This window comes from Sphingomonas sp. HMP6, assembly GCF_013374095.1.
Taxonomy (GTDB): domain Bacteria; phylum Pseudomonadota; class Alphaproteobacteria; order Sphingomonadales; family Sphingomonadaceae; genus Sphingomonas.
In genome coordinates this window covers 1,393,747-1,418,391 of sequence record NZ_AP022672.1, presented here as the reverse complement: position 1 = coordinate 1,418,391, position 24,645 = coordinate 1,393,747, and the positions used below count along the sequence as shown (strand labels likewise).

22 protein-coding genes are annotated in these 24,645 nt (G+C 63.4%); 10 read left to right on the top strand and 12 right to left on the bottom strand.

The window, feature by feature from the left end:
- Positions 1 to 29 precede the first annotated feature (29 nt).
- The 5 genes from HMP06_RS07090 to HMP06_RS07070 all read left to right on the top strand — a co-directional run bounded on the left by HMP06_RS07090 (position 30) and on the right by HMP06_RS07070 (position 5,299).
- Positions 30 to 653: a PAS domain-containing protein gene (locus HMP06_RS07090; RefSeq protein WP_232089898.1), complete on the top strand. Its 624-nt coding sequence runs from the start codon at positions 30 to 32 to the stop codon at positions 651 to 653.
- A 323-nt stretch (positions 654 to 976) separates the two neighbouring features.
- The gene (crtI, locus tag HMP06_RS07085) at positions 977 to 2,593 is read left to right on the top strand and encodes a phytoene desaturase family protein (RefSeq protein ID WP_176496464.1); all 1,617 of its coding nucleotides are present in this window, start codon (positions 977 to 979) and stop codon (positions 2,591 to 2,593) included.
- Positions 2,594 to 2,979: 386 nt separating this feature from the next.
- Complete coding sequence (locus HMP06_RS07080; protein ID WP_176498405.1) at positions 2,980 to 3,828, top strand: oxygenase MpaB family protein; 849 nt, start codon at positions 2,980 to 2,982, stop codon at positions 3,826 to 3,828.
- Positions 3,825 to 4,580: an NUDIX hydrolase gene (locus HMP06_RS07075; protein ID WP_176496463.1), complete on the top strand. Its 756-nt coding sequence runs from the start codon at positions 3,825 to 3,827 to the stop codon at positions 4,578 to 4,580. The genes HMP06_RS07080 and HMP06_RS07075 overlap by 4 nt, the downstream gene beginning before the upstream one ends.
- On the top strand, positions 4,580 to 5,299 hold the full coding sequence (locus HMP06_RS07070) for an extensin-like domain-containing protein (RefSeq protein ID WP_176496462.1): 720 nt from the start codon (positions 4,580 to 4,582) through the stop codon (positions 5,297 to 5,299). The genes HMP06_RS07075 and HMP06_RS07070 overlap by 1 nt, the downstream gene beginning before the upstream one ends.
- A 248-nt stretch (positions 5,300 to 5,547) precedes the next feature.
- Here the strand turns inward: HMP06_RS07070 and HMP06_RS07065 are convergent, their stop codons facing one another.
- The 4 genes from HMP06_RS07065 to HMP06_RS07050 form a co-directional block, all read right to left on the bottom strand.
- The gene (locus HMP06_RS07065) at positions 5,548 to 6,102 is read right to left on the bottom strand and encodes a hypothetical protein (protein ID WP_176496461.1); all 555 of its coding nucleotides are present in this window, start codon (positions 6,100 to 6,102) and stop codon (positions 5,548 to 5,550) included.
- 218 nt (positions 6,103 to 6,320) lie between these two features.
- Entirely contained in the window at positions 6,321 to 6,629 is a 309-nt protein-coding gene (locus HMP06_RS07060; RefSeq protein WP_176496460.1) for a hypothetical protein, read from the bottom strand.
- A 55-nt stretch (positions 6,630 to 6,684) separates the two neighbouring features.
- Entirely contained in the window at positions 6,685 to 7,461 is a 777-nt protein-coding gene (locus HMP06_RS07055) for a transglutaminase-like domain-containing protein (RefSeq protein ID WP_176496459.1), read from the bottom strand.
- Between the two features lie 106 nt (positions 7,462 to 7,567).
- Positions 7,568 to 8,305, bottom strand: coding sequence for a Bax inhibitor-1/YccA family protein (locus HMP06_RS07050; protein ID WP_176496458.1), 738 nt, complete (start codon positions 8,303 to 8,305; stop codon positions 7,568 to 7,570).
- A 118-nt stretch (positions 8,306 to 8,423) separates the two neighbouring features.
- Here HMP06_RS07050 and thpR point away from each other — a divergent pair, with 118 nt between their 5' ends.
- Complete coding sequence (thpR, locus tag HMP06_RS07045) at positions 8,424 to 8,969, top strand: RNA 2',3'-cyclic phosphodiesterase (RefSeq protein WP_176496457.1); 546 nt, start codon at positions 8,424 to 8,426, stop codon at positions 8,967 to 8,969.
- 351 nt (positions 8,970 to 9,320) lie between these two features.
- The gene (locus tag HMP06_RS07040) at positions 9,321 to 10,892 is read left to right on the top strand and encodes a spinster family MFS transporter (protein WP_176496456.1); all 1,572 of its coding nucleotides are present in this window, start codon (positions 9,321 to 9,323) and stop codon (positions 10,890 to 10,892) included.
- Positions 10,893 to 11,030: 138 nt separating this feature from the next.
- Here the strand turns inward: HMP06_RS07040 and HMP06_RS07035 are convergent, their stop codons facing one another.
- From HMP06_RS07035 to HMP06_RS07025, 3 genes are all read right to left on the bottom strand, one after another.
- Complete coding sequence (locus tag HMP06_RS07035; protein WP_176496455.1) at positions 11,031 to 11,570, bottom strand: superoxide dismutase family protein; 540 nt, start codon at positions 11,568 to 11,570, stop codon at positions 11,031 to 11,033.
- A 146-nt stretch (positions 11,571 to 11,716) separates the two neighbouring features.
- A complete protein-coding gene (locus HMP06_RS07030; protein WP_176496454.1) occupies positions 11,717 to 12,739 on the bottom strand; it encodes a ferritin-like domain-containing protein in 1,023 nt (340 codons plus the stop codon).
- A gap of 32 nt (positions 12,740 to 12,771) precedes the next feature.
- Complete coding sequence (locus HMP06_RS07025) at positions 12,772 to 13,779, bottom strand: ferritin-like domain-containing protein (protein ID WP_176496453.1); 1,008 nt, start codon at positions 13,777 to 13,779, stop codon at positions 12,772 to 12,774.
- 442 nt (positions 13,780 to 14,221) lie between these two features.
- On the opposite strand from HMP06_RS07025, the gene HMP06_RS07020 reads away from it, so the two are divergent.
- On the top strand, positions 14,222 to 14,737 hold the full coding sequence (locus HMP06_RS07020; RefSeq protein WP_176496452.1) for a HEAT repeat domain-containing protein: 516 nt from the start codon (positions 14,222 to 14,224) through the stop codon (positions 14,735 to 14,737).
- A gap of 223 nt (positions 14,738 to 14,960) precedes the next feature.
- Here HMP06_RS07020 and HMP06_RS07015 read toward each other — a convergent pair whose 3' ends face one another.
- From HMP06_RS07015 to HMP06_RS06995, 5 genes are all read right to left on the bottom strand, one after another.
- On the bottom strand, positions 14,961 to 16,352 hold the full coding sequence (locus tag HMP06_RS07015) for a DUF1501 domain-containing protein (RefSeq protein WP_176496451.1): 1,392 nt from the start codon (positions 16,350 to 16,352) through the stop codon (positions 14,961 to 14,963).
- A gap of 11 nt (positions 16,353 to 16,363) precedes the next feature.
- Complete coding sequence (locus tag HMP06_RS07010; protein ID WP_232089897.1) at positions 16,364 to 18,106, bottom strand: DUF1800 domain-containing protein; 1,743 nt, start codon at positions 18,104 to 18,106, stop codon at positions 16,364 to 16,366.
- 183 nt (positions 18,107 to 18,289) lie between these two features.
- A complete protein-coding gene (locus tag HMP06_RS07005) occupies positions 18,290 to 19,102 on the bottom strand; it encodes a hypothetical protein (protein WP_176496450.1) in 813 nt (270 codons plus the stop codon).
- A 202-nt stretch (positions 19,103 to 19,304) separates the two neighbouring features.
- A complete protein-coding gene (darG, locus tag HMP06_RS07000) occupies positions 19,305 to 20,342 on the bottom strand; it encodes a type II toxin-antitoxin system antitoxin DNA ADP-ribosyl glycohydrolase DarG (protein ID WP_176496449.1) in 1,038 nt (345 codons plus the stop codon).
- On the bottom strand, positions 20,342 to 21,154 hold the full coding sequence (locus tag HMP06_RS06995; RefSeq protein WP_232089896.1) for a DarT ssDNA thymidine ADP-ribosyltransferase family protein: 813 nt from the start codon (positions 21,152 to 21,154) through the stop codon (positions 20,342 to 20,344). The genes darG and HMP06_RS06995 overlap by 1 nt, the downstream gene beginning before the upstream one ends.
- 280 nt (positions 21,155 to 21,434) lie before the next feature.
- Between HMP06_RS06995 and acnA the strand changes: the two genes are divergently transcribed.
- On the top strand, positions 21,435 to 24,107 hold the full coding sequence (gene acnA, locus HMP06_RS06990) for an aconitate hydratase AcnA (RefSeq protein ID WP_176496447.1): 2,673 nt from the start codon (positions 21,435 to 21,437) through the stop codon (positions 24,105 to 24,107).
- On the top strand, positions 24,104 to 24,361 hold the full coding sequence (locus tag HMP06_RS06985) for a CBU_0592 family membrane protein (RefSeq protein ID WP_176496446.1): 258 nt from the start codon (positions 24,104 to 24,106) through the stop codon (positions 24,359 to 24,361). The genes acnA and HMP06_RS06985 overlap by 4 nt, the downstream gene beginning before the upstream one ends.
- Positions 24,362 to 24,645 lie beyond the last annotated feature (284 nt).

Below are 24,645 nucleotides of genomic sequence, written 5' to 3'. Positions count from 1 at the left end.
TCGGCGCAATGCACAGGATTCAACGCTAGATGGTGCCCGCCGCCGATCCTCTCGTCGTCAACGACCGCCACATGCGGCTCGTCACCGATAGCCCGGTGCCGTCGGTGATCAGCGATCCGCGGTTGCCCGACAACCCGATCGTCGCCTGCAATCAGCCATTCTGCGATTTGACCGGCTATCCGCGCGAAGAGGTGATCGGGCGTAATTGCCGCTTTCTGTCGGGCCCGGCGACCGAGCCGTGGCTGACCGAGGAAATCCGCCGCGGGGTGCGGGAACATCGCCCGGTGCTGGTCGAAATCCTCAATTACAAGCGCAACGGCCAGCCGTTTCGCAACGCCGTGCTCGTCGCGCCGATTTATGACGAGGACGACGCGTTGCTCTATTTCCTGGGCTCGCAGCTCGAAATCGATGCCGATGCCGCAGCCCCGACCAGTATGCGCCGGATCCGCGCTGCCGAAATGGTCAAATCTCTCTCGCGGCGGCAGGGGCAAGTGCTCAAGCTGGTGGCGAGCGGCTTGCTCAACAAACAGATCGCCGCCGAGCTCGAGCTCGCCGAAAAGACCGTCAAGATGCACCGGGCGATCCTGATGGAGCGACTGGGGCTGAACACGACCGCGGACTTGATCCGGCTGGCGGTCGAAGCCGGACTGTAATCGCGTCTCGCCGCGGTACGGCACAAGGTCTGTATCGCGGGATCGGCACTGCTCCGCTATCTCTTGGTCGTCGTCACAACGGCATTTGATGCGTCTTCCGCCATTAGACGTATCCGCCGACAGTCCCTCCCATCGTCGGTGCCGTTGTGACGACGCTGCCTGGCTTCGTCTTCCCCCGCACCGGCATCGCCCACCGTCGTTGCAATTTGACGGTTCAGGTGCTTCGGTTACTGGCAGCTATAGTGGCGTTAGCCCTCCGTCGCGGGGGCAGTGCCGCAACCCGCATTCCGGCGCACCCGCGCCCCATCAGGACCAGCCCCGTTATGACTCGCCAGACTGCCATCGTGATCGGCTCCGGGATCGGCGGCATCGCCTGCGCGATCCGGTTGCAGAGCCTGGGGTTCGACACGCGCATCGTCGAACAGCTCGATGCGCCGGGCGGCCGCGCCTATGTCCGCCGCGCGGAGGGCTTCACCTTCGACATGGGGCCGACCGTGCTGACCGTGCCGCACTTCATCGAAGAGCTGTTCTCGCTCGAACGCGACGCCGCGATGCTCGGCGAGCCCGATTTTCCGGCCGACGTGCTGGCCGAAAAGCGCATCCTGTCGGGCATCAGCGGCGGCTCGAACACCAGCCGCTATCTTGAGATCGTCCCGGTCCTGCCCTTCTACCGCATCTATTTCGATGACGGCACCTTCTTCGATTACGACGCCGATCCGGTCAACGTCCGCGCCCAGATCGCAAAGCTCGCTCCCGAGGATCTGGAGGGCTATGAGCGTTTCCACGAGGCCGCCCGTGCAATCTTCCAACGCGGCTTCCTCGAACTCGGCTACACCTATTTCGGCAGCCTCGGCTCGATGCTCGGCGTCGTGCCCGATCTGCTCAAGTTGGGCGCGGTACAGCCGCTGTTTTCGCTCATCAGCAAATATTTCAAGAGCGACAAGATGCGGCAGGTGTTCAGCTTCGAACCGCTGCTGGTTGGCGGCAACCCGCTGAAGGTGCCCGCTATCTATGCGATGATCCATTTCGTCGAAAAGACCTGGGGCGTGCATTTCGCGATGGGCGGCACCGGTGCGCTCGTCACTGCAATGATCCGCAAGTTCGAGGAGCTCGGCGGCACGCTGCAGCTCAACGCCAAGGTCGATCGGATCGACGTCGAGAAGCGCGGTGGCAAGCGCGTTGCAACCGGCGTGACGCTCGCCTCGGGCGAGACGATCGCGGCCGATCTCGTGGTCTCGAACGGCGATTACGCGAATACCTATCTCAAGTTGGTCGACAAGACGCATCGCAAGATCAATCGCGACGCGCTGGTCAAGTTCCGCAAGCAAAGCATGTCGCTGATGGTGATCTATTTCGGCTATCAGATGCGCGACGGCGATCCCGATCTGCGCCACCACAACATCATCCTCGGGCCGCGCTATGAGGAATTGCTGACCGACATTTTTGAACGCAAAGTGCTCGCCGAGGATTTCTCGCAATATCTCCACATTCCGACGATCACCGATGCGAGCCTGGCGCCGCCGGGGCATCATGCGGCGTACACGCTGATCCCGGTGCCCAACACGCTCGGCGATGTCGATTGGGACGTAGAGGGGGAGCGTTTCGCCGACACGGTGATGCAGTTCCTGGAGGAGCGCGGTTACATTCCCAATCTCGGGGAACGGCTGGTTTATCGCAGCTTCGTCACCCCGAAATATTTTGAGGAAGTCCTCGGGTCCTATGCTGGCAACGGTTTCGGGGTCGAACCGCGCCTGACCCAGACCGCCTTTTTCCGCCCGCACAATCGCAGCGAGGATATCACGAACCTGTATCTGGTCGGGCAGGGGACTCAGCCCGGCGGCGGGACGCCTTCGGTGATGATGTCGGCTAAGATGACCGCGCGGGAGATTGCGCGGGATTATGCGATCGATCCGGCGGTGGTGAACGGCGTGCCTGCGTAAGCGCGTCGTTCAATCCTTTGGACGCAACAGTGCCGCGAAAAATCGTCGTAAGAAATCGGGATGCTTAGGAACCGGCACCCGGATCGGCGATACCGGCTCGGTTTCGGGGTGAGCGGGATCATCGTGCCGCGATTTCATCTCTGGAGTGGGATCAGCATCATTGGAAGACTGAGACATTTCGCGTCTTTCAAGCGCCCTGACGCCGCGCCACCGGGGCTGCGCGCGGTGCAAACCGAGCTGGTTGAAGGGTCGACGAGTGCCCCAAACTGCAGCAAATGTCGCGCGCGCGCGATACGGGCTTTTGTGCATCGTCTGTTGGTAGCATCCCGCTTGGTCGAGGACGGGAACCCTATCCCCGCCTCAAACCTTCAGGCACCATGACCGCAATGACTCCCGCCGACCGCTTTGCCCGCCCGTTGAAGGGTCTGATCATCGGACAGGTCCGCGCGCTGTTCAACGACAAGGCGCGCGGCGAAACGCCCGTGCAGCGCAGCAATGATGCGCTGTTCCCGCCGAACTCGGTCGCATGGCGCGTGCATGGCGATGTCACGTCGATGCTGGTCGGCGGGATAGCCGCCTTGTTGCTGCAGATGCTCCACCCAAAGGTGCTGGCGGGCGTGTGGGACCATTCGGGCTTTCGCGACGACATGCAGGGCCGCTTGCGCCGCACCGCACGCTTCATCGCCGTCACCACCTTCGGCGCACCCGACGATGCGCGGGCAACGCTCGCCAAGGTCCGCCGCATCCACGATCATATCGGCGGCACCTTGCCCGATGGCACAGACTATCGTGCGGGCGACCCGGCGCTGCTCGCTTGGGTGCATGTCTGTGAGGTGTTGAGCTTCCTTGACGGCTGGATCCGCTATGGCGAGCCCACTATGAGCCGCGCCGATCAGGACCGCTACGTCGCCGAAATGGTGCGCATTGCCGAACCCCTCGGCGTCGATCCGATCCCGCACACCCGGGCAGAGGCGGAGGCGATCATGACCGCGATGCGCGGCGAACTCGTTGTCGATGCGCGCACCCGTGATGTTGCGCACGTGCTGCTTGATCAGCGCGCGCCCTCGCTCGTCGCAGGACCGTTCCAGGCGATCACCTTGCAGGCTGGGGTCGACCTGCTCCCCGGCTGGGCACGGGCGATGCACGGCCTCACGCAGCCGAGCGTCGGCTTGCCGCTGCTCCGCGCCAGCACGTACAGCGTTGCGTCGACCTTGCGCTGGGCGTTTCGACCATGAGCGACACGATATCCGAGGCGATCCCCGCCGCCACGCTGGTGCTGTTCCGTGAGCGCGGGGCGGTGCCCGAACTGCTGTTCGTCGAACGCTCGAAGGCGATGGTGTTTGCCGGCGGCGCATTGGTCTTTCCGGGCGGGCGGATCGATCCGGGCGACCGCGCGCTCGCGCTCGAGCTCGGCGGCGACCCCGACGACATGGCCGCCCGCATCGGCGCAATCCGCGAGACGATCGAGGAAGTTGGGGTCGGCGTCGGCCTGTCCGACCTGTCGCCCGAAACCCTGGCGAAGCTCCGCGCCGGGCTTCACCGCGGCGAAGCGATCGGCGCGGTGCTCCGCGATCTGTCGCTGACGCTTGATCCTTCCGCGCTCACCCCGTTCGCCCGCTGGCTCCCCGCGCACGCCAACATGCGCATCTTCGACACGCGCTTCTATCTCGCGCGGCTCCCCGCCGATGCGCCCGCGCCGGTCGTCGACGATACCGAAAACGTCCGCGTCTTTTGGTCCACCGCGCAATCCGTGCTCGACGATGCCGATGCCGGACGCGTGCGGATCATCTTCCCGACCCGCCGCAATCTCGAACGCCTCGCGCAATTCAGCAGCTTCGCCGACGCCGCGGCCCATGCCGCCGATTACGAAATCCGTGCCGTAACCCCCTGGATCGAACGCCGCGACGGCGTCGATCACCTCTGCATCCCGCACGATCTCGGCTATCCCGTGACGTCGGAGGCGATCAGCGCGGCGCAGCGCGGCTGATGCGCACCGTCCGGCAAGCGATAGCGGCGATGCTGATCGCCGCGCTGGTCCTCGTCGTCGTGCTCACCGTAATCGCCGGGGTGCGCCAGCATCCGCAGGATATGCCGTGGACCAAGCTCGATCTCGCCGATCCGGTGGGGATGTTCACCGCGCGGAAGTTGGCGGCGTTGACCAATGATTTCCCGGGGTGCCGCGCACTGCTCGGTCGCGCCGGCGTGCGCTACACCGTCCTGCCGCCGGTAAAGGCCGAGCATTGCGGCTATGCCGACGGCGTCGCGTTCGATCCCGGCGGCGCACGCCGCGCGTCGTATCGGCCCGCGCTTGGCACTGCTTGTCCCGTCGCTGCGAGCCTCACGTTGTGGGAATGGCACTCGGTCCAGCCCGAGGCGCGCACTTTGCTCGGCAGCCCGGTTGTGGCGATCGAGCAGCTCGGCAGTTACAATTGTCGCCGAATTGGTGGCAGCGAAAGCTGGAGCCAGCATTCCACCGCCGACGCGGTCGATATCGCCGCGTTTGTGCTCGCCGATGGTCGCCGGATCAGCGTGCTCGACGATTGGCAGGGCAACGGCCCGGAGGCGACGTTCCTCCACCGCGTCCGCAACGGCGCGTGCCGCCTGTTTGCAACCACGCTTTCGCCTGATTACAACGCCGCCCATGCCAACCACTTCCATCTCGATCAGGCAAATCGCGGCGGGATGGGCTGGACGGTGTGTCGTTAAGCTCGATCTCCGATAGCGACGATCACCCAAACACCGGTCGGGCTGAGCCTGTCTAAGCCCTGCTCTCCGCACGCGCGGCGATCGCTCGCTGAGACAGCCCTTCGACAAGCTCAGGGCGAACGGGGAGGGGCCGTTTGCTAGGCAAAGGGAGTTTAACCCACATGCTCCTGCGAAGGCAGGAGCCCTGGATTACAGGTGCTGCGCTTCGTTACCCAACGCTCCTGCCTGCGCAGGAGCACGGGTAGCGATCAGTTCGGCAACGCGCCAACCTCGACCTTCTCCACCCATTTCGGGAAGAAGGCCGGCTGCCGGTTCGACCAGCCCGATGCCGTCGCCGCCGCTTCGCTGATCGACTGGAGCAGCTTGCGCCGCAAATCGGGGTGCAGATGCGGCAGCGCCGCCGCCGAGCAGAACGCCGCTGGCAACCACGGCCGCACTTCGGCCCCGACCAGCCGCTCGTACAGGAAGCGATACGCCGAGAAGGTCGTCAACCGCCCCTGGCCGAGATCGAACGCGGTCACCGTGGTGAGGGGTGCGAGGAACGGCTCCACCGCATCGAGCCCGCTATCGTCGGGGATCGTCTCGCGGATGTTGGGGAGGCGCGAATAGAGCTTTGCTTGGGCGCGGATGCTCGCGGCTTCCACCACGTCGCGCGACCAGCGCGTCATCGCATCGTCCCGGTCGAGCCCGATGTCGAGCGAGCGGCGGACATAGCGCTGCGTGGCGGAGGGGAAGGTCGCGAACTCCTTCATTTCGGCCAGCGTCATCGCGCCATTCGCCGGTTTCTTCATCCGAGCAGCCATACCGTCACCTCGCCTTAAAGTGTCGACGGGAAAGATGCGCCACCAAGCGTTGCACTGTGGTTAACGCTTCGTCGCCCGCCGTTAACAAAGCGACCATAAAATGTGGTGCGACGCAATATGAACTGCGTAAAATCGGCTGAAGGTTTGTAAAATTGCCGAAAAGTGCGGCGATTGCGCAACATTCTCATGTCCGCCATCGCCGCGTTAAGGAGAAATCCCTACTTACGTTCCGCCTGGATTGCCGCCTCGGCCTCGGCATCGAAGCCCGATGATTTGGCCGGCGCGCCGGTGTGGCCCGGTTGCGTCGATGATGCGGGGTCGGATGCGTCCATCGATTCGTCGAGCCCATTGTCGAGCGCCGCGTCGGCGCTCCCGGGGTCGCGCTCCATCCGCTTGGCGATCGATTCGTCCTGCCCGGCATTCTGGCGCGGGTCGTGGATGTCGGCCGCTGCGTCCGCCGGGTCGCCCGGCGCAACCGACAGCCCGTCCAGCGCCGTGTCGTCGATCAATTTGTCCTGTTCGCTCACTGTCGCTCTCCTGTCCGTAACGCAACTAGAACGATGCGAGCAGGAGCCTGTTCCCTCAGAGCTGTTTGACCGAGACCGACTGCCATTGCAGCGTCGCACTGCCGAACACCGTCATGAACGCGATGTCGGTGGCGTCACGCCCGACCGCGACGCGGGCCAGATTGCCGCACGACGCCATTCCCGTTGCATCGACCAGATGCCAGCCGCCGCCGATCCAGAGCTCCGCGACCGCGTGGAAATCGGGCGGATCGACGCCGGGGGCATAAGCCGAGACGCAGCGTGCCGGAATCCCCCCGGCGCGCGCGAGGGCCACCAGCAGGTGCGCATAATCGCGGCACACGCCGCGCCGCTCGGCAAAGGTCATCATCGCGGTTGTCGTGCCGCTCGATATGCCCGACGCATAGGTCAAATGCTCCCCCACCCACGCGGTCAGCGCAGTGGCGAGTGGCCCCGCCGCCATCCCGCCGAACTCCTGCTCGACAAAGCCCTCCAGCCGGTCGGACTCGCAATAGCGGCTGGGCAGCAAGTACGGGATCGTCTCGGGCGGCATCTGCCGGATCGGCGTGTCGCCGAGCGTGGAGAAATCGATCGGATCACGCAGGATCTCGACGACCGCCTTGTAATCGGCCCGGAACGCCCCCTTGCCGCGCGCCCAACAACGCTGGCCGATCCCATCCTCGCCCGGCACCGCGCGCAGCGGCTCGGGCGAATGGACGCGCAGATCCTGGAGTTCCAGCCGCTGGTCCGGTCCCTTCGCCGCTTCGATCAGCAGCAGCACGTCGGCCTCACCATCAATCGTGTAGTCGAGCGTGACGTCGATCGAGAGGCGCATGGTCTATCCGTCGGTTAGGGAGGGGGCTGGGGAGGGCAAAGGGCAAAGAAAAGGGCCCGACAGGTCTCCCCGTCGGGCCCCAAAGCCGGAGCGATCCGGTCTTTGATTAGTTCCGGCTGCTACCAAAAAGCCGCAGGATGAACAGGAACATGTTGATGAAGTCGAGATACAGCGTCAGCGCCGACATGATCACCGTGCGATGCTCGTCCTCGGTCCCCGCGACATGCGCGTACATGCTCATGGTCCGCTGCGTGTCATAGGCGGTGAGCCCTGCGAACAGCAGCACGCCGACGATGCTGATCACCAGCGTCATCACGCCCGACTGGAAGAACAGGTTCAGCAGGCTGGCGACGATCAGGCCGACCAGGCCCATCACCAGGAACGTGCCGAACGCCGAAAGGTCACGCTTGGTGGTGTAGCCGTAGAGGCTCAAACCGCCGAACGCCGCCGCCGTTGCGAAGAACGCCTGTGCGACAGACGCGCCGTCATAGCGGAGAAAGATCGTCGAGATCGACAGGCCCATTACGATCGAAAATCCCCAGAACATCGCCTGCAAGGTCGCGGACGACATGCGGCCCTGACCGAAGCTCATGCCTAACACGAAACCGAGCGGCGCCAGAGTGATGATCCATTTCAGGATGCCAGGGCCGGCGAAAACCTGCTCAGCCATGCCGCTGGCGTAAAAGCCAAGCGACACGATTCCGGTCAGCAGTACCGCCGACGCCATGTAATTGTAAACCGACAGCATATAGCTGCGCAGACCGGCGTCGAACGCATCGGTACCGACTGCCCCGGCCGTCTGGAATGCCGCGGCATTCGGACGTGGATCAGACCAGTTTGCCATTGTAAAAAGCTCCTCAATCCCGGCGCTATGCCGGTTAGTTCGGAATATCGGCCCTTCGACCTCGGTTTTCAAGCGAATCCGGTCGCGACACAATCGGGAAACACGTTAATCCCGCGGCATGCCCCGTCTGTTCGCCGCATTGCGCCCACCCCCGGAAATCCGCGACAGCCTGCGCGCTGTTATGACCGGCGTGTCCGCCGCACGCTGGCAATCCGATGCGCAGCTCCATCTGACGTTGCGCTATCTCGGCGAGGTCGATGCTGGCACCGCGCAAGACGTCACCACTGCGCTCGCGGCGGTCTGTGCCCGGCCGATCACCGTGCAGCTCGCTGGGGTCGGGGCATTCGAGCGGCGTGGGCGCGTCGACACGCTCTGGGTCGGCCTCACCCCGCATGACGCCCTTCGCCGGTTGCACCATGCGGTCGATCGCGCACTGGCGGCGGTCGTGGCGTGGCCCGCGGCGCGCACGTTCGTGCCGCACATTACCGTCGCGCGTCTCGCCCACGGCGCAAAGGTCGCCGACGAGATTGCGCAATGGCAGCGCTTCCATGCCGCAGTCGCGAGCACCGCCTTCGACTTCACGCATGTCTCGCTGTTCGAGAGCGAGCTGGCGCCCGGGGGCGCGGAGTATCGCGAAGTCTCGCGTCGTCCGTTGCAAGATTAGCGCGCAAAGTAACACGCTTTTCATTCGCCATTTCGGCCAAAATGGTGCATGGCAGCATAGTATCGCGCCATTCCGGGAAGTCGGATAATGATAGCGTTGGGTATCTTCACGGCCCTTGTGGCAATTGCTGTGGCGGCAGCGCTCGTCTTTAGGCGCAATCGCCGCTTGCGTACGCGCAGCCGCAAGGGCTCGCGCTATTTCTCGGTCAGCCTCACTAATCCAGACGCGCCCGCGCGCCCCGACGATCACGTGCCCTGACGCAATCCTGCGTGCGGCGAAATCGCTTTCGTATTTTCGGTATGCTCTGCTAGGCCGCTTGGAAGAACAGAAACTTCCCGGGAGGAATGACAGATGGCGACCGAACCGGCCCCACAACCGGCAACCCCGCAAACGCGCGCGAGCGGCTATGCATGGTACGTTCTGGCCGTCCTGTTCGTCGTGTACGTCCTCAATTTCGTCGATCGCCAGATTATCTCGATCCTTGCCGAGGACATCAAACGCGACTTGCATTTGAAGGATGAGGACCTCGGTTTCCTGTATGGCACCGCGTTCGGTGTGTTCTATTCCTTGTTCGGGATTCCGCTGGGCCGTCTCGCCGACAATTGGAATCGCGTCCGGCTGATGACGCTGGGGCTGGTGCTATGGTCGAGCATGACCGCGCTTTCAGGCTTCGCACGCAGTGGCGGCATGTTGGTCGGCGCGCGAATCGGCGTCGGCATCGGTGAGGCGACGGCAAGTCCCTCGGCCTATTCGCTCATCTCCGATTATTTCCCCAAGAAACTCCGCGCCACCGCGCTCGCGATCTATTCGTCAGGCCTTTACGTCGGCGGCGGCGTGTCGCTCAGCATCGCCGGGATGATCGTCCACCGCTGGAACCAGGCTTACCCGCAAGGCGGCCCGCTCGGGCTGCACGGCTGGCAGGCGGCGTTCATCGCGGTTGGCCTCCCCGGCTTGCTCATCGCCATCCTCGTCGCCACCCTGCGCGAACCCAAGCGCGGCGCGGTCGAGGGCCTGCCCGAGCCCGAACGCCACCCCGCGCCGTTCCAGGCGCTGCTCGCCGATCTCGTCACGATCGTCCCGCCCTTCACGCTGATCGGCGCGGCGCGCGGCGGCGCGAAGGCGCTGGCGGTCAATCTGCTCGCGCTCGGCATCGTGTCGGGCGTCATTGCGATCCTGCTGGCCTATGGCGAACCGTGGCCGCAATGGACTGCGGTCGGGCTCGGCGCTTATGCCGTCTTTTCCTGGGCGACCGCGCTCAAGCGCCGCGATCTGCCGACGTACACGCTCGTCATCGCTAACCCGGCGTTCATCGCGATCGTGATCGCCTACGGCCTCAACGCCTTTGTCGCCTACGGGGTCAGCCTGTGGTCGGCACCGTTCGCGATGCGCAACCTCGGCGTCACGATCCAGCAAGCCGGCGGGACGATCGGCGGGACGCTCGCGTTCGGCGGTTTCGTCGGCGTGATGGTCGGCGGGGTCATCGCCGATCGCTTGCGCCGCTGGCATCCCGCGGGCCGGATCATGGTGATCCTGTTCGGCGCGATCGTGCCGGTGCCCTTCATCATCCTCGCGTTTCGTGCCACCGAGGTCGCGGTGTTCGTGCCGTGCCTGCTCGTCGCCGCCACCTGCGCCAGCACCGCGCTGGGCGCGGCAGGCGCGACGATGCAGGATCTGGTGCTTCCCCGCATGCGCGGCACTGCAACGGGTGCCTTCTTCATCGGCACGACGTTGCTGGGATTGGCGATGGGACCGTATATCGCAGGCCGCGTCTCGACGCTGACCGGGAGCCTGTCGACCGGCGTCCTCTCGCTGCTACTCACCGCCCCGATCACGATCGCGGCGGGCATCGCCGCCTACCGCCTCGTCCCCAAGGCCGAAGCCAATCGCGAAGCCCGCGCGCGCGCGGCGGGGGAGCCGATCTAGCGGCTGGTTTGCGCCGAGCCTACGCCGGCTTAATCCAATTCCGTTCGTGCTGAGCTTGTCGAAGCAAACCTCGCCGCAACCGAGACCTGCGTGTGTGGCACAGGCCCTTCGACAAGCTCAGGGCGAACGGATCAGCCCTCAATTCGCCCCGAATACCCCGCACGCGATCCGCGCGCCGCTATTGCCCGACGGGTCGGTCATCAGATCATCGGCCTTGTCATGCACCACGATCGCCGATCCATCGGCGTCGAGCAGCCCGGCCATCGTCGCCGCTGGAATGACCATCCCGATCGTGCCGTGACCGTTCGAGGCGATGACCAGATTGGGCAGATCGCCTTCGTGCGGCCCTTGCGGGTTCATCGAGCCGTGCTTTGCGCCAAGCGGGTTCCAATGCCCGCCCGCCGTCTGGAAATCGGGCGCATCGCAATGCCCGACGGTATGGACGTGCGCGCCGTGCGTGCCCGGCGTCAGGCCATGGACGTCGAGCGTGAAGCGCAGACCGCCCGCCACTTCGGTCGCGACCGCGCGGCCGACATCGGCGCCATCGGGGGTGCGCAGCATCGCGACGGCTTGCGCGCCCTGCGCGATCGGCGATCCCGTCGCCATCGAATCCTTGTCGCAGGCCGAGAGCATGAGGGCCGTCGTCAAAACGGTCGTTGCGAGGGCGAATCGACGCATGCTGGTCTCCTGTGGTCGTGTCGCGCGCCTTGCTGCGCGTATCACGCCAAACGCGCAACCGATGCGATCGCTCCGCTCCGAAAAAAAGGGCCGCGCGACATGGTCGCACGGCCCCGAAGTCCAAGGGAGGACGCAAGTGGGGTATGTCAGGCGCTGTTGGCGCTCGTCCGGATATTTCCGTTGATGCCGGATGGGAAGAAACCGCCGCCGATCAGCGCCGATTTCGACAGATAGACGATGTTGAGCACTTGGCCGGTCGTGCGGCTGTACGCGATGCCGTCCGCATCGGTCGGCACGATGTTCGAAACGCTCGCATCCGCGCCGAGGATGCCCTGATCGAGATCGGTCGGTCCGTCGAGGCTGTCGCGCGCATCGCTGATCTTTCCAGCATTTTGTGTCAGCGACAGGGCCGGCGTCTGCAAACCCTTGACGTACAAAACCGTGCGGATCAGCCCGGCATGATACGCCTCTGCCGCAAGGATGCCGGCGGCGGCCTCCAGATACGTCTTGTTGGTGATCAGCGGCGACGCGCCTTTATACGCCGATACGCCGACATCTTCGAAGATGAACGCGCCGAGCAGGAAATTCTCGTCGCTCGCGTAAGGGTCGAACGTGTCGGTTGGCCCCACCACACCGGCCGCGCGCGCCGCCGCGGTAAAGGCACCGCCCGCGCCGCCATCGATGTTGATCAGCGGTTGCGCGACAGCAGCCGATCCGAGCACCGATCGCAGGAAGGTGACGTGCGCCGCCTCGTCTGCGGCGATTTCGCGCGCATATTGCGCCACCACCGGATCGGTGAAGGTGACCTGGCGACCGCCGATGACGCTGCCACCCGCTGCGCCATCGCCACCCGCCGTGGCAGCGGCCGGCAGGCCCGTGCCATACACCGCGCGGACGTAGAATTGCGCCTCGAGATATTCGAGGTTCAGCGCAAAGTTCAGTACGTCCAGATCCTGCTGGACGCTCGCCGAATTGGTCGGGGTTGGCGTCGGCGTCGGGCTCGGCGTCGGTGCCGGAGTCAGGACGTCGGTATTGCCGCATGCGGCGAGCAGCGACAGGCCACCTGCCGCGATCGAGGCACTGGCGGCGGTCTTCATAAAGCGGCGGCGCTCGTCGCGGCGGCGGTCGCCGGCTTCGAGCACTTGGGCAAGGACGGATTGGTCGGTCATGTCGAAATCTCCCGAAAGGGGGGGCAAGCGGCTCAATTCGCCGCGCTGGTCCGAAGGCTGGTGTTGTTCGGCAGGTTGATGCCCGCCGGGAAGAACCCGCCCATCGAGACCGCCTTATTGTTAAGGTACACGACGTTGAGCACCTGTCCGGTCGACCGGCTGTAGGCGAGGCCCTGCGCGTCGAGCGGCACGATATTCGAGGCGAGCCCGCCGTTGATCGTCGTCGGCGAAATGCCCTGGTCGAGATCGGTCGCGGTCCCATCGACGCTGTCGCGCGCGTTGGAGATCGCATCGGCCGAGGTCCGCAGCGACGGCGTTGCGACGCCCTTGGCATACAGCACCGTCCGCACCAGGCCCGCATGATAGGCCTCGACCGCAAGGATCCCGGCGGCCGCCTCCAGATAGGTCTTGTTGCTGATCAGGGGCGACGCGCCTTTATAGGCGGTCACGCCGACATCCTCGAACACGAACGCGCCGAGCAGGAAGTTGTTGTCGCTGGCATAAGGATCGAACGTGCCGTTGGTGGCATCGATCGCGCCCGCGCCGTTGGTCGCGATGCCTGCTGCCCGCCCAAGCGCGGTGAACGCGCCGGTAGGCCCGCCATCGATGTTGAGCGCGGGCTGGGCCGCCCCACTCGTCCCGAGCACCTTGCGCAGAAAGGCGACGTGCGTGACTTCGTCCTGCGCGATTTCCTTGGCATAAGCCGCGACGATCGGATCGGTGAAGACGACCTTGCGCCCCCCGGTCACCGCACCCTGCGTGCCCGTGCCGGTCTGCATATTGGCCGGAAGCCCCGTGCCGAACACCGCGACATTATAGAATTGCGCCTCGAGATATTCGAGGTTGAGCGCGAAGTTGAGCACATCGAAATCGCTCGGCGCGGCCTGCGCTTCGGCGCGCGCGCCCAGCGAAATCGCACCGAGCCCCGCCCCGGCGACCGCAGCCGCCCCGAACGCCGTCCTGAAGAAATCGCGCCGCTCATTCCGTCGCTCGACCCGGTGGTCGAGAACATCGATAAACTGTTGCGTGTCGTCGGTCATCGGTTGGACCTCCCTTTGTGGCTGGTAAAGGGCGAAACACGCGCGCAGGCGATTGGTTCCAAGCTATTGAAACTAAAGGATTATTTTAGCTTTTCTGGCGGCGCGAGGCGACGCTCTCGCAGTCCAACGGACGCGAAGCGCTGTGCGGGGGAATGTACGGGGTGAGGTGGCGCGCGGATGCAAACAGCGAAATTTTTCTGTGAGTTCAGCGTCGCTTGTTAAGCGCAGCGCCGATACTCGCGGCGGAAAAGCGGGACGGACCGTGCAGGAACGTTGCCACCCGGCGTAAAGGTGCGATTGACAGTCTCGACCGCCTCTTGCGCCGAATCCGGCAAGCTCCGAGCCGGAAAAGTGGTCGGGCTGCTTCCGCCCATTTACGGTCATTCAGGGTAGCTCGCACGTCATCCCCTTGCGGACAATCAGTCAGGTGTTAGCTTCGCGAATGGATGATCGATATCTGCCTGCGTCAGAATTTCTGAATTACGTTCTAGCCGACGAAGTCCGCTTCGACGACGACGTTATCGGTCAAGCTAACCTACAGCGGCTAATTAAACTCGTCGATGACGAGGATAGATCAAATCGAGACTGGGCTACCTTCCTAATTTCTGGCCTCCCACTCGACAGCCTCCGAATACGCGCAGCGCTGGAAAGGGCGGCAGACGACCCCGATCCCGATACGCGAGATGAAGCGATTGTCGGCCTCGCTCGTCGGGACCGCGAAGAAGCCCTTCAACGGCTACGGCCACTCCTTCCCGACGATTTTAGCAAAGTTTTATTAGAAGCGGCTGCGATTTTGGGAGAACAAAGTCTCGTTCCAGCCTTACGAGCAATTGAAGCGTGGGAAGGCGTTAGCGACAGTGTTCGAGAAAAGCTGAACATGGCATTGGCGGCATGCGAAGCTGGGGTTGGACGTGACGTATCAAAAAGCGACCTGACCTCGCAGCATCGGCTCTCTTAAGGCCCACCGCCCTCGACGTTGGTTTGTGTTAAGAGCATCCGAAAGCCGCCGTTCCGCTCTCCACCACCTATCGCCGTTCGGATCGCTCCCGCCGCGTCGTCTCGCGTGAAACCGGAACAGCAGGTATCGGACGGAAAAGCGAATTCGCGACCACCGCCCAGCCTCGGTCGTCGGACCGACCAGAGGTGCCGGAGCGCTTCCCCGCATCGCACCCGCCACCCCCTCAAACAAACCCCAAATTCCAAGTCGAGCTGTTATAATTCCCAATATTCGGCAACACGGTCGGCATATCCCCCGCCGACACCCCGAACCAGCTCGCCAGCGTCGAGGCGTACTGATCCACCGACATCGTCGGCAGCAACCGGCCCTGGCCGACATCGTCGGGGGTATTGTTGCCCACCGCCGGCGGCGTGCCGTAGAAGCGCTGGCCGCGCACCGCGTCGCCCATCACGAAATGCATGCTGCCCCAGCCGTGATCGGATCCGTCGTCGTTCGATTGCAGCGTCCGCCCGAAATCGGAGGCGGTAAAGGTCGTCACCTTGTCGGCCACGCCCAGCGTCTTGGTCGTCTCGTAGAAAGCGCGCATCGCATTCGCCAGCAACCCGGTCTGGGTCGGATGGTTGGCTACGAGCGCGTCGTGCATGTCCCATCCGCCGATCGACACGAAGAACACTTGCCGCCGCGCGCCGAGTTCCGACGATACCGAGATCAGCCGCGCCACGATCTTCAACTGGTCGGCCAGGCTGTTCGGCGTCGGGAAACCGGGGAAATTTGCGATCGGCGCTCCGGCGAGCGCGGTGTTGACCTGCGCATAGGTATCGATCGCGCGCTTGCTCACCCGGGCATGTTCGTTCTGGAAGATGTTGGCCTGTCCCGCCGTCATCAGCGTGCGCAGCGTGCTCGCCGCCGTGGTCGATCCGAACAGCGAAGCGTTATTGCCGAGCAGCGCGATCGGCCCGCCCGTGCCGACCGAATATTGGATTGCGGTCTTGCCAGTCAGGAACACCGCATTGCCCGTCGCATTGATGCAGGTGAGCGTGGACGAGCCATTGCCGCTCTGGAACAGATCGCCGATCCGCCCGCCCCAGCCCGATGTCGCGCCCTCCGGGTTGCTCGCCTGCCAGAAGCTTTGCTGATCGTTATGGCTGAACAATTTCGGCGGCAGCGGCACGGAATTGGCGCTGTACTGCGCCTTGGTCGTCGGCTGGATCAGCGATCCGACGTTGAGCGCGACCGCCATCTTGCCCGCATTGAACAGCGGCAGCAGCGGCGTCATCGTCGGCGCCAGCGCATATTGCCGCCCCCCGGCCAGCGCCGTCACCGGATTGAGCACCGTCGCATCGAGCGTATTCCGCGCCAGCGCAATGTTGCTCCGCGCCGCCTGATACAGAGTGTAGCTCGCCTGGTCATACGGCGGCAGCGTGTTGGCGTAATCGTTCCCGCCGTACAGGAACACGCAGACGAGCGCCTTGTAGTCGGTCGTCACCGCCGCGGCCGCCTCGCCGATCGCGGCGAGGCTGGTGACGAACGGCATCGCGCTCCCCGCCAGCCCCAAGGCGGCGGAACGTTTCAGGAAGGCGCGGCGCGATTGATAGCCGGTGTCGCTGGGGTTCATCGGTCCGGTCCTTATCGGAAGGTCAGATAATCGGGGGCGGCCATCGTCAGCAGGATCGCGGTCATCACGCGGTTGCTGGGGCCGGTCGCGCCGCTATTGGCGATGCTGTCGACCGCACCCTTGATCGCGGCGATCGTCGCGGCGGAAAGCTGCCCGTTCGCCAGCACCAGATTGACCTCGTCGATCAGCGCCTGAGCGTCGCCCGCAAGGGTCAGGATCGCCGAGTAATCCGCCTTGAAATCGCCCGTCCCATTGGCGATCAGCGCCTGCATGTAATTGATATAGGCAACGACGCTCAGCTCGTTGGTGATCTGAAACTCCGGCGCGACCAGCCCCGCGGTCGAGATCGCGGTGTTCGCCGGCGTGTATCCGGGGCGGAAGAAGTTGAACACCGTCGCGCTATGCCCGATCGACTGCGCCAGCCTGGTGCTCGAACTCGACGTATCGCCGATCGTCCAGGCGTTGGACGGCGAACTCGCCGAAAACGCCCGCGCCCAGCCGGTCAGCCGCAGCACCGGCTCGCGCAATTTGCCCGCATTGCTAGAGGTCACCGCGGTCCCGTCGCGCGCCTCGGCATCCAGCAAAATCGCGCGGATCACTGCCTTCATGTCGCCGCGCACGCCCGATCCGTTGTTCGCGAACACCGCCGCCACCCGCCCGACATAAGCGGGGGAGGGGTTCGACGTCACCATCCGCTGGATCAACTGCTTCGACACGAACGGCGGCACGTTGGGATGCGCGAAGATCGCATCGAGCGCGAGGCTCACCGCCGCCATCCCCTCGGTCCCCATCGGGATGCTCGTGCCAAGGAAGCTCGACGCGCCGCTCTCATGCTGCGCCGCCGTCATCACCAGCGGCACGCGGTAGCGGTCCGGCGTGGTGCTGACCGACGACGCCAGGTTCAGCCCGGTAAACACCCGCGCCAGCCCCGATACATCCGCCGGGGTATAGGTCTCGAGCGGCTTGCCCCCGCTCGTCTTCACGCTCCCGTCGGGGTTGAGCTGATACAGCCCGAGCGTGAACAACTGCATCAATTCGCGCGCATAATTCTCGTCCGGCTGCGCGCCCGTGGTCGTGTTCGCCTTCTTGTTGCCCAGAAAGGTGAGGAACGATGCCATCGCGGCATTGGTCGTGATCGCCCCCATCAGGTTACGGAAATTGCCGAACGCATTGTCGAGCAGCACGTCGAAATACGCCGCCCCCGCAAACTGCTTCCAGTTCAGCGTCAGCCCGTCGACGCCCACCACCAGCATCTCCGACAGCGCGATCCCGACGCGCTGCCGCAACTGGTCGGGCTCGGCGATCATCTGGCGCCAGATCGTCGGGTCGAACCCGGTCGTATTGTTGATGTTCGCCGCGACATTATAGCCATTGGCGACCAGCCAGTCCCAATGGCTCGTCGCGCGCGGCTGTGCGAATTGCGCGGTGATCCACCCGTCGAAGCCGAGCGACTGCACGCTCGCAATCTCGCCCTTCGTCGCCCCCATCGTCGCCTGGCCGAGCAAGCGGCTCGCGGCCGCCGCGGCGATCGGCGTCGGGGTCGGCGTGGCAGGCGGCGTCGGCGTGGGCGATCCGCCCGCCGTCGTCCCCGCGCCGCCGCCACCGCCCGAACACGCCGCCAGCGCCAGCCCGCCCGCCAGCGTCGTCGCCAGCGTCGTCAGCGAAGCACCCGAAAGCCCCAGCGGCACCGCCGGATCGGGCGCGTCGGCCGAAACCACCTTCGCCTCGATCGTGTCGAGAATCGTGTCCGCCAAAGTCCGTCCCCCCAAACCCCGCGCCCAAACCCAGCGCCCAAACCCCGCGTGCCGCGCCGCCACGGCATCCTCCGCCCGACCAGACCTATCAGGGCCGTCCGCGCACGCCAATGGAAGCGCTCCGGCAAACTGTGTCAATCCGGGGTTCACCGTACGCGCGGGCGGCGGGGCAGGGGAGCACGCTCACGGCACCAGCCCGTCGGCCAGCAAGCGCTCCGCCCGCAGCCGCTCCTCGCGCAGCGTCCGCCGCCGCATCCCGTCGAGCTTCTTCAGCAGCGACGCATTGACCGCCTCGTCGTCGGCCGGCAGCGAGAAGAACCCGCCCGCCAGCCGCGCCGCCGCCTTCGCTTCCTCGACCAGGTCGCGCTTGCTCTTGTGCGTGCCCATCCGCGCGTCCTCGCGCTTCAACGCATCGCGCATCAACGCGTCCGAATAGCGCCGCTTGTGCCCCACCACTTGCCCGGCATGATAGACCGGCTCGGCCACGCCGTTGATCGCGCGGTCGACCGCAATCTGCTCCAGCGTCGGCTCGGCCTTGGCGATCGCCCGCTCGCACGCCGCCGCAAAGCTCGGATAGGCCGCGCGCGCTTTCCGCACCGCCGTATTGGAGATGCGCGCGAGCTTGCACGCCGTCTCGATCTCCCCCGTCGCCGTCAGCGCACGCAGGAACGCGCGCTGCCGCAGCGGCGTCCACCCATCGACCCGCGCGCGGTTGCACATTTCGCCCGTGTCGGGTTCCAGATCGACCGGATCGATCGCCGCCAGCTTCGCTTTCTCAGCGGCGATTGTCGCCCAGGGCTTCGCATCGAGCACCGCCTGCCACCGCGCGGCAAAGTCCGGCTTGCGCTTCCGCCGAAACGCCACGCTGCTGAACGGCCGCCCAATCTCCCGACACGCCGCCTTCGCCGTGCCGTGCATCCGCAGCGCGAGCAAAAACGCAATTTCGGTGTCGGCCGTCCAGCGCGGCTTGGTCTGGCGATCCCCGGTGCTGCCCATTGTCCTGCTCCTTCAGTTACGAAAAGGAGCGGGGTATTTATCGCAAGGGCGGGGCTGTAGGACAGGGCGCAAGAACACGCGCCTCCGCGTCTGGTCGTGATAGCACTGTCGCTGTGTCATACGACTTACTCAGATGCAGAGGCTGATAGCTGTTTGTCCGAATGGCTGAACGTTAAGACGCAAGGGATCGGCGATAAAACCTTTAGCTAATCAAACCGTCGGCTGTAAGTCGACGGTAAGCGCCGCGTATTGATGGCTCGTCGAACAAATTTTTATGTTCGCTCCATTCGCGTAGTGCCTCAATTACCTTTTCAACTGGGTAACGCTTCTCATTGACCGCAAGCCAGTGGACCGACGATAGCAATTCCATACCATATGGGCCTTCGTATCCCTCGATCAATCGAGCCAGCTTTTGGACAATTTCATCGATAACGATGTCGTTGCTGCGGAGAAAATCATCTGCAGCAGCGCATCCCGCAGGGGTTACGTGCGCACGTTTATCCCCGTTGAAAAATCCTGAGATCATACCGTGACGCTCTAAAGCGCCAAAGGCCTTTTTTAGTGGTTCAGAATACGGCCCGTACAAATTACGCTCGAAGCTCAAATTAAAATTTACTCCAAGAGTCTGCAGAAAATAGACAATCTTTTGCAACGAGAGGCGATCAAAAGCGCCCTCAAACTGGACTTCTAATTCAGACAGCGTCTTCAATAAGGTGGCCCGCGTACGGTTCATCAATAAGTTGGCTCTTTCTGAAAATTCTGGTTCGTCCACAGTTTCCCTTGGAGAAAAAACAACGACTTTTACGCCGTCCAAGTTCGATAACTTTTGTAAAATCAACGGCTTTACCTCGGACCATTCGAGGCCCCCATTGCCGCAACCGAGCGGCGGCAATGCGATTGATTTTATACCAAAGTGTCGGATTTCATCAACCAACGCATCTAAACCATCGGCAATGTAAGACAGCTTTGAGGGCGCGCGCCAATGCGCTTTAGTAGGAAAGTTTACAAGAAAACGTGGCCCATCGGAGCCAAGTAACCCGCCAATCTGGTATACAAAAATACGGCCAGGCACTAGCTGCTTGGTGTCGCATGCCGTTTTGTAAGCTTTAAAGTTATCAGGCCATCTCTGCTTGAACTCCAAAGCAACGCCTTTGCCCATAACGCCAACACAATTTACCGTGTTAACCAGAGCGTCCACGGGCTCTACGAACATATCGCCAGTTTTGAAGGTGACGCTCATTAGAAAAAGCACCCTGGTTTATCTAGGATAGGAATATTCCATTGCGACGCATCCATCAGTAGCTGCAACTGATGCTTCATTCCTTGATCTTTCGTGACGATACAGTCGACTAGAGATAGTGGCACTGCATCTTTTACTAAAAACTCTGCCATCCGTTGTTTCGATCGATTCTGGTATTTCTGGGGTGAGGCACGACTGGCGAAATATTCGCAAACTCCGCCATATTCGATCTCCGGAATCTGCGCCTTCATCGGTACGTCATCGAACATGGGCCAAGCGACGTGTGTTTCAAGATTTGCGATGCTAGCTTCGAGTTTCGGCATAGGCGCCGCAGTGTTTAAGGCGAGATCGCTGAAGCAGTATTGCAGGTTCGTGTTTGCAAATGCCTCCACCGCGCAAACGAAAAAGATTCGCTCATCGTCGGAAGCCTTTCCCAATACGGTATTCGCCGGGTCTCTGAGGTCCACGTTGCCGCGACTGATTGTGAATGTGAAACCGGTTAGCGGAGAGAAATAGAACGGAACATAATCATTAACCACCCCTCCGTGGGGGAGTAAAAACATGGGCGTTCCGCGGGAGGCGACGATATTTTCATATGACGTTTGGTGAAGGCGCTGGGGGTGACAATGATTTTTCGCCCTGATCTCCCCATCCGTGAGGAAGGTCTGAAGGTCCCGACTGCAAACCTGACGGAACACGAATCTTTTCGGCACGTGCCACTCCCAACCACGACCTCTGTCGCCCCAGACTCCGTCACTTCCTGAGCGCCCTCGCACCGATATGCAAGCTATGGGAAAGCAGGGGCGGCCCATCTAACTGATTACGCGGTAAAAAACCTTGAGAGAAAAGATCGCAGCGTTTTTTTAGTCAAATGGCCGACGAGAACTCAAAGCTCGTTGCTGTGCCTATTAAAGCCTACTCTCAAAAGTGCGAACAGGCCGCTCTCGCAACGATACCCCCCACTTCCCCCAAACCCCCACCCGCGCTAAGGCCGCTCCGACTCTCGCTTCCGCCCAGCCCGGGCGCGCCCGCGCGGCATTCTGCCGCCTCCCCGCCGCGCCCGCGTCAGGCACCATCAGGGAAAGGACCCGCATGACTGCCATCGGCCAGGATACGCTCGGCACCCGCACCACGCTCGACGTGAACGGCGCGCGCTATGATTATTACAGCCTCGCCACCGCGGCGGAAAAGCTGGGGGATATCAGCCGCTTGCCCTTCTCGATGAAGGTGCTGCTCGAAAACCTGCTGCGGTTCGAGGATGGCGTCACCGTCACCACCGCGGACGTGCAGGCGATCATCGACTGGCAGCAGGAGCGCAAGTCCGACCGCGAAGTGCAATATCGCCCCGCGCGCGTGCTGATGCAGGATTTCACCGGCGTCCCCTGCGTGGTCGATCTGGCGGCGATGCGCGATGCCATCACCAAGCTTGGCGGCGATGCCGCGAAGATCAATCCGCTCGTCCCCGTCCACCTCGTGATCGATCACTCGGTGATGGTCGACGAATTCGGCACGCCGCAGGCGTTCGCCGATAATGTCGAGCTCGAATATCAACGCAACAACGAGCGCTACGAGTTCCTGAAATGGGGCTCGAAGGCGCTCGACAATTTCAAGGTCGTGCCCCCCGGCACCGGCATCTGCCACCAGGTCAACCTCGAGAACCTCGCGCAGACGGTGTGGTCCTCGGTTGCGCCCGACGGCAGCAAGATCGCCTATCCCGACACCTGCGTCGGCACCGACAGCCACACCACGATGGTCAACGGCCTCGGCGTGCTCGGCTGGGGCGTCGGCGGGATCGAGGCCGAGGCCGCGATGCTCGGGCAGCCGGTGTCGATGCTGATCCCCGAAGTCGTCGGCTTCAAGCTCCACGGCAGCCTCGCCGAGGGCATCACCGCGACCGATCTCGTGCTCACCGTCACGCAGATGCTGCGCGCGAAAGGCGTGGTCGGGCGCTTCGTCGAGTTTTACGGCCCCGGCCTCGACGCGCTGGCGCTCGCGGATCGCGCGACGATCGCCAACATGGCGCCCGAATATGGCGCGACCTGCGGCTTCTTCCCGATCGACGACGCCACGCTCACCTATCTGCGCCTCACCGGCCGCAGCGAGGAGAACATCGCGCTGGTCGAGGCTTATGCCCGCGCGCAGGGCATGTGGCGGCTGGCCGATGCGCCCGATCCCGTCTTCACCGACACGCTGTCGCTCGACATGGCCAATGTCGTCCCCTCGCTCGCCGGACCCAAGCGCCCGCAGGACAAGGTCATCCTCACCGAAGTCGACGACACCTTCAACGCCGATCTGGCAAAGGTCTATGGCCACGCCTCGGCCAAGCGCGTCGCGGTCGAGGGCCGCGATCATGACATTGGCGACGGCGACGTGGTGATCGCCGCGATCACGAGCTGCACCAACACGTCGAACCCCTCGGTCCTCGTCGCCGCCGGTCTGGTCGCGCGGAAAGCCAATGCGTTCGGGCTCAAGCCCAAGCCGTGGGTGAAGACCTCGCTCGCGCCGGGTTCGCAGGTGGTCACCGACTATCTCGACAAGGCCGGCCTCACGTCGGACCTCAACGCGGTCGGCTTCAACCTCGTCGGCTACGGCTGCACCACCTGCATCGGTAACTCGGGGCCGTTGGCCGCGCCGATCTCCGCCGCGATCAACGAAAACGACATCGTCGCGGCCTCGGTTTTGTCGGGGAATCGGAATTTTGAGGGCCGCGTATCGCCAGACGTCCGCGCCAACTTCCTGGCCTCGCCGCCCTTGGTCGTGGCCTATGCTTTGAAGGGCACCGTCACCGAAGATTTCACGACCACCCCGATCGGTCAGGCGACCGATGGCACCGACGTGTATCTGAAGGACATCTGGCCGACCAATGCGGAGATCCGCGAGGTCATGGATTCGAACATCGACCGCGAAATGTTCCAATCGCGCTATTCCAGCGTCTTCCTCGGCGACGCCAAATGGCAGGCAATCGCGATCGAAGGATCGGACACCTACGCCTGGCCGCCGGCCTCGACCTACATCGCCAACCCGCCCTATTTCGACGGCATGTCGATGACGCCTGCGCCGGTGCAAGACATTGTAGAAGCACGACCTTTGGCGATCCTGGGCGATTCGATCACGACCGATCACATCTCGCCGGCAGGCTCGATCAAAGCCGATTCGCCCGCAGGCGCGTGGCTGATGGACCGCCAGGTAAATCGTGCCGATTTCAACAGCTACGGTGCTCGCCGCGGTAACGACAACGTCATGGTCCGTGGTACTTTCGCGAATATTCGCATTAAAAATGAGATGGTTCCGGGCGTCGAAGGCGGCATGTCGTCGTACAAGGGCGAGACCATGCCGATCTACGATGCGGCGATGCGCTTCAAGGCCGACGGCACTCCGCTGGTGGTCATCGCGGGCAAGGAATACGGTACCGGTTCGTCGCGCGATTGGGCGGCGAAGGGCACCAACCTCCTCGGCGTGCGCGCGGTCATCACCGAAAGTTTCGAGCGAATCCATCGCTCTAACCTGGTCGGCATGGGCGTCCTGCCGCTGCAGTTCGCGGAAGGCGTCGACCGCAAAACCTTGAACTTGGACGGTTCGGAAACCTTCACGATCATGAAGGTCGCCGAAATCCGCCCGCGTCAGGATGTCGAGGTCGTCCTCACCCGCGCCGACGGCACCGTCGAAACCTTCCTCACGCGCTGCCGGATCGATACCGTCAACGAGCTGGAATATTTCCTCAACGGCGGCATCCTGCAGTACGTATTGCGCAAGCTGGCCGCATGATGCTGGCGATCGAGGTCGTGGGATGGGCAGCAGCGCTGCTCATCCTCGCCTCGTACCTACTTGTTTCGACAGGGAAACTTTCTGGCCAATCGACGACATTCCAGTGGATGAACGTCGTCGGGGCTGCAGGCTTTATCGTCAATAGCGGCTGGCATGGCGCATGGCCGTCGACCTCGCTCAATGTGGCGTGGGCGGCGATCGGACTGGTGACGCTATGGCGGATCGGGCGCGGTCGGATCGGGCCGACGGTGTAACAGGAAATGCCCGCCGCGAGGGTGAGTCGCGGCGGGCATCCTTTCCTCCCCAGGAAACTCTCAAAGCCTGTTTGTCGGTCGCATCTTTACAAACGTTGCGCCGAAACAAATCCGGTACGCAGGCAATTCCTCGATATTTTGGGCGGCTGCCACACAATTCACCATCCTCGCAAAGTCGCGTTGTACGACCCGTGCCTTGCCAGTGTGTGATCTTGTAAAGACATCACAAGCTAGGGCATGATGTCGCTCTGGCTCCCGTAGCGGGAGCCGACGTATTTGAGGTG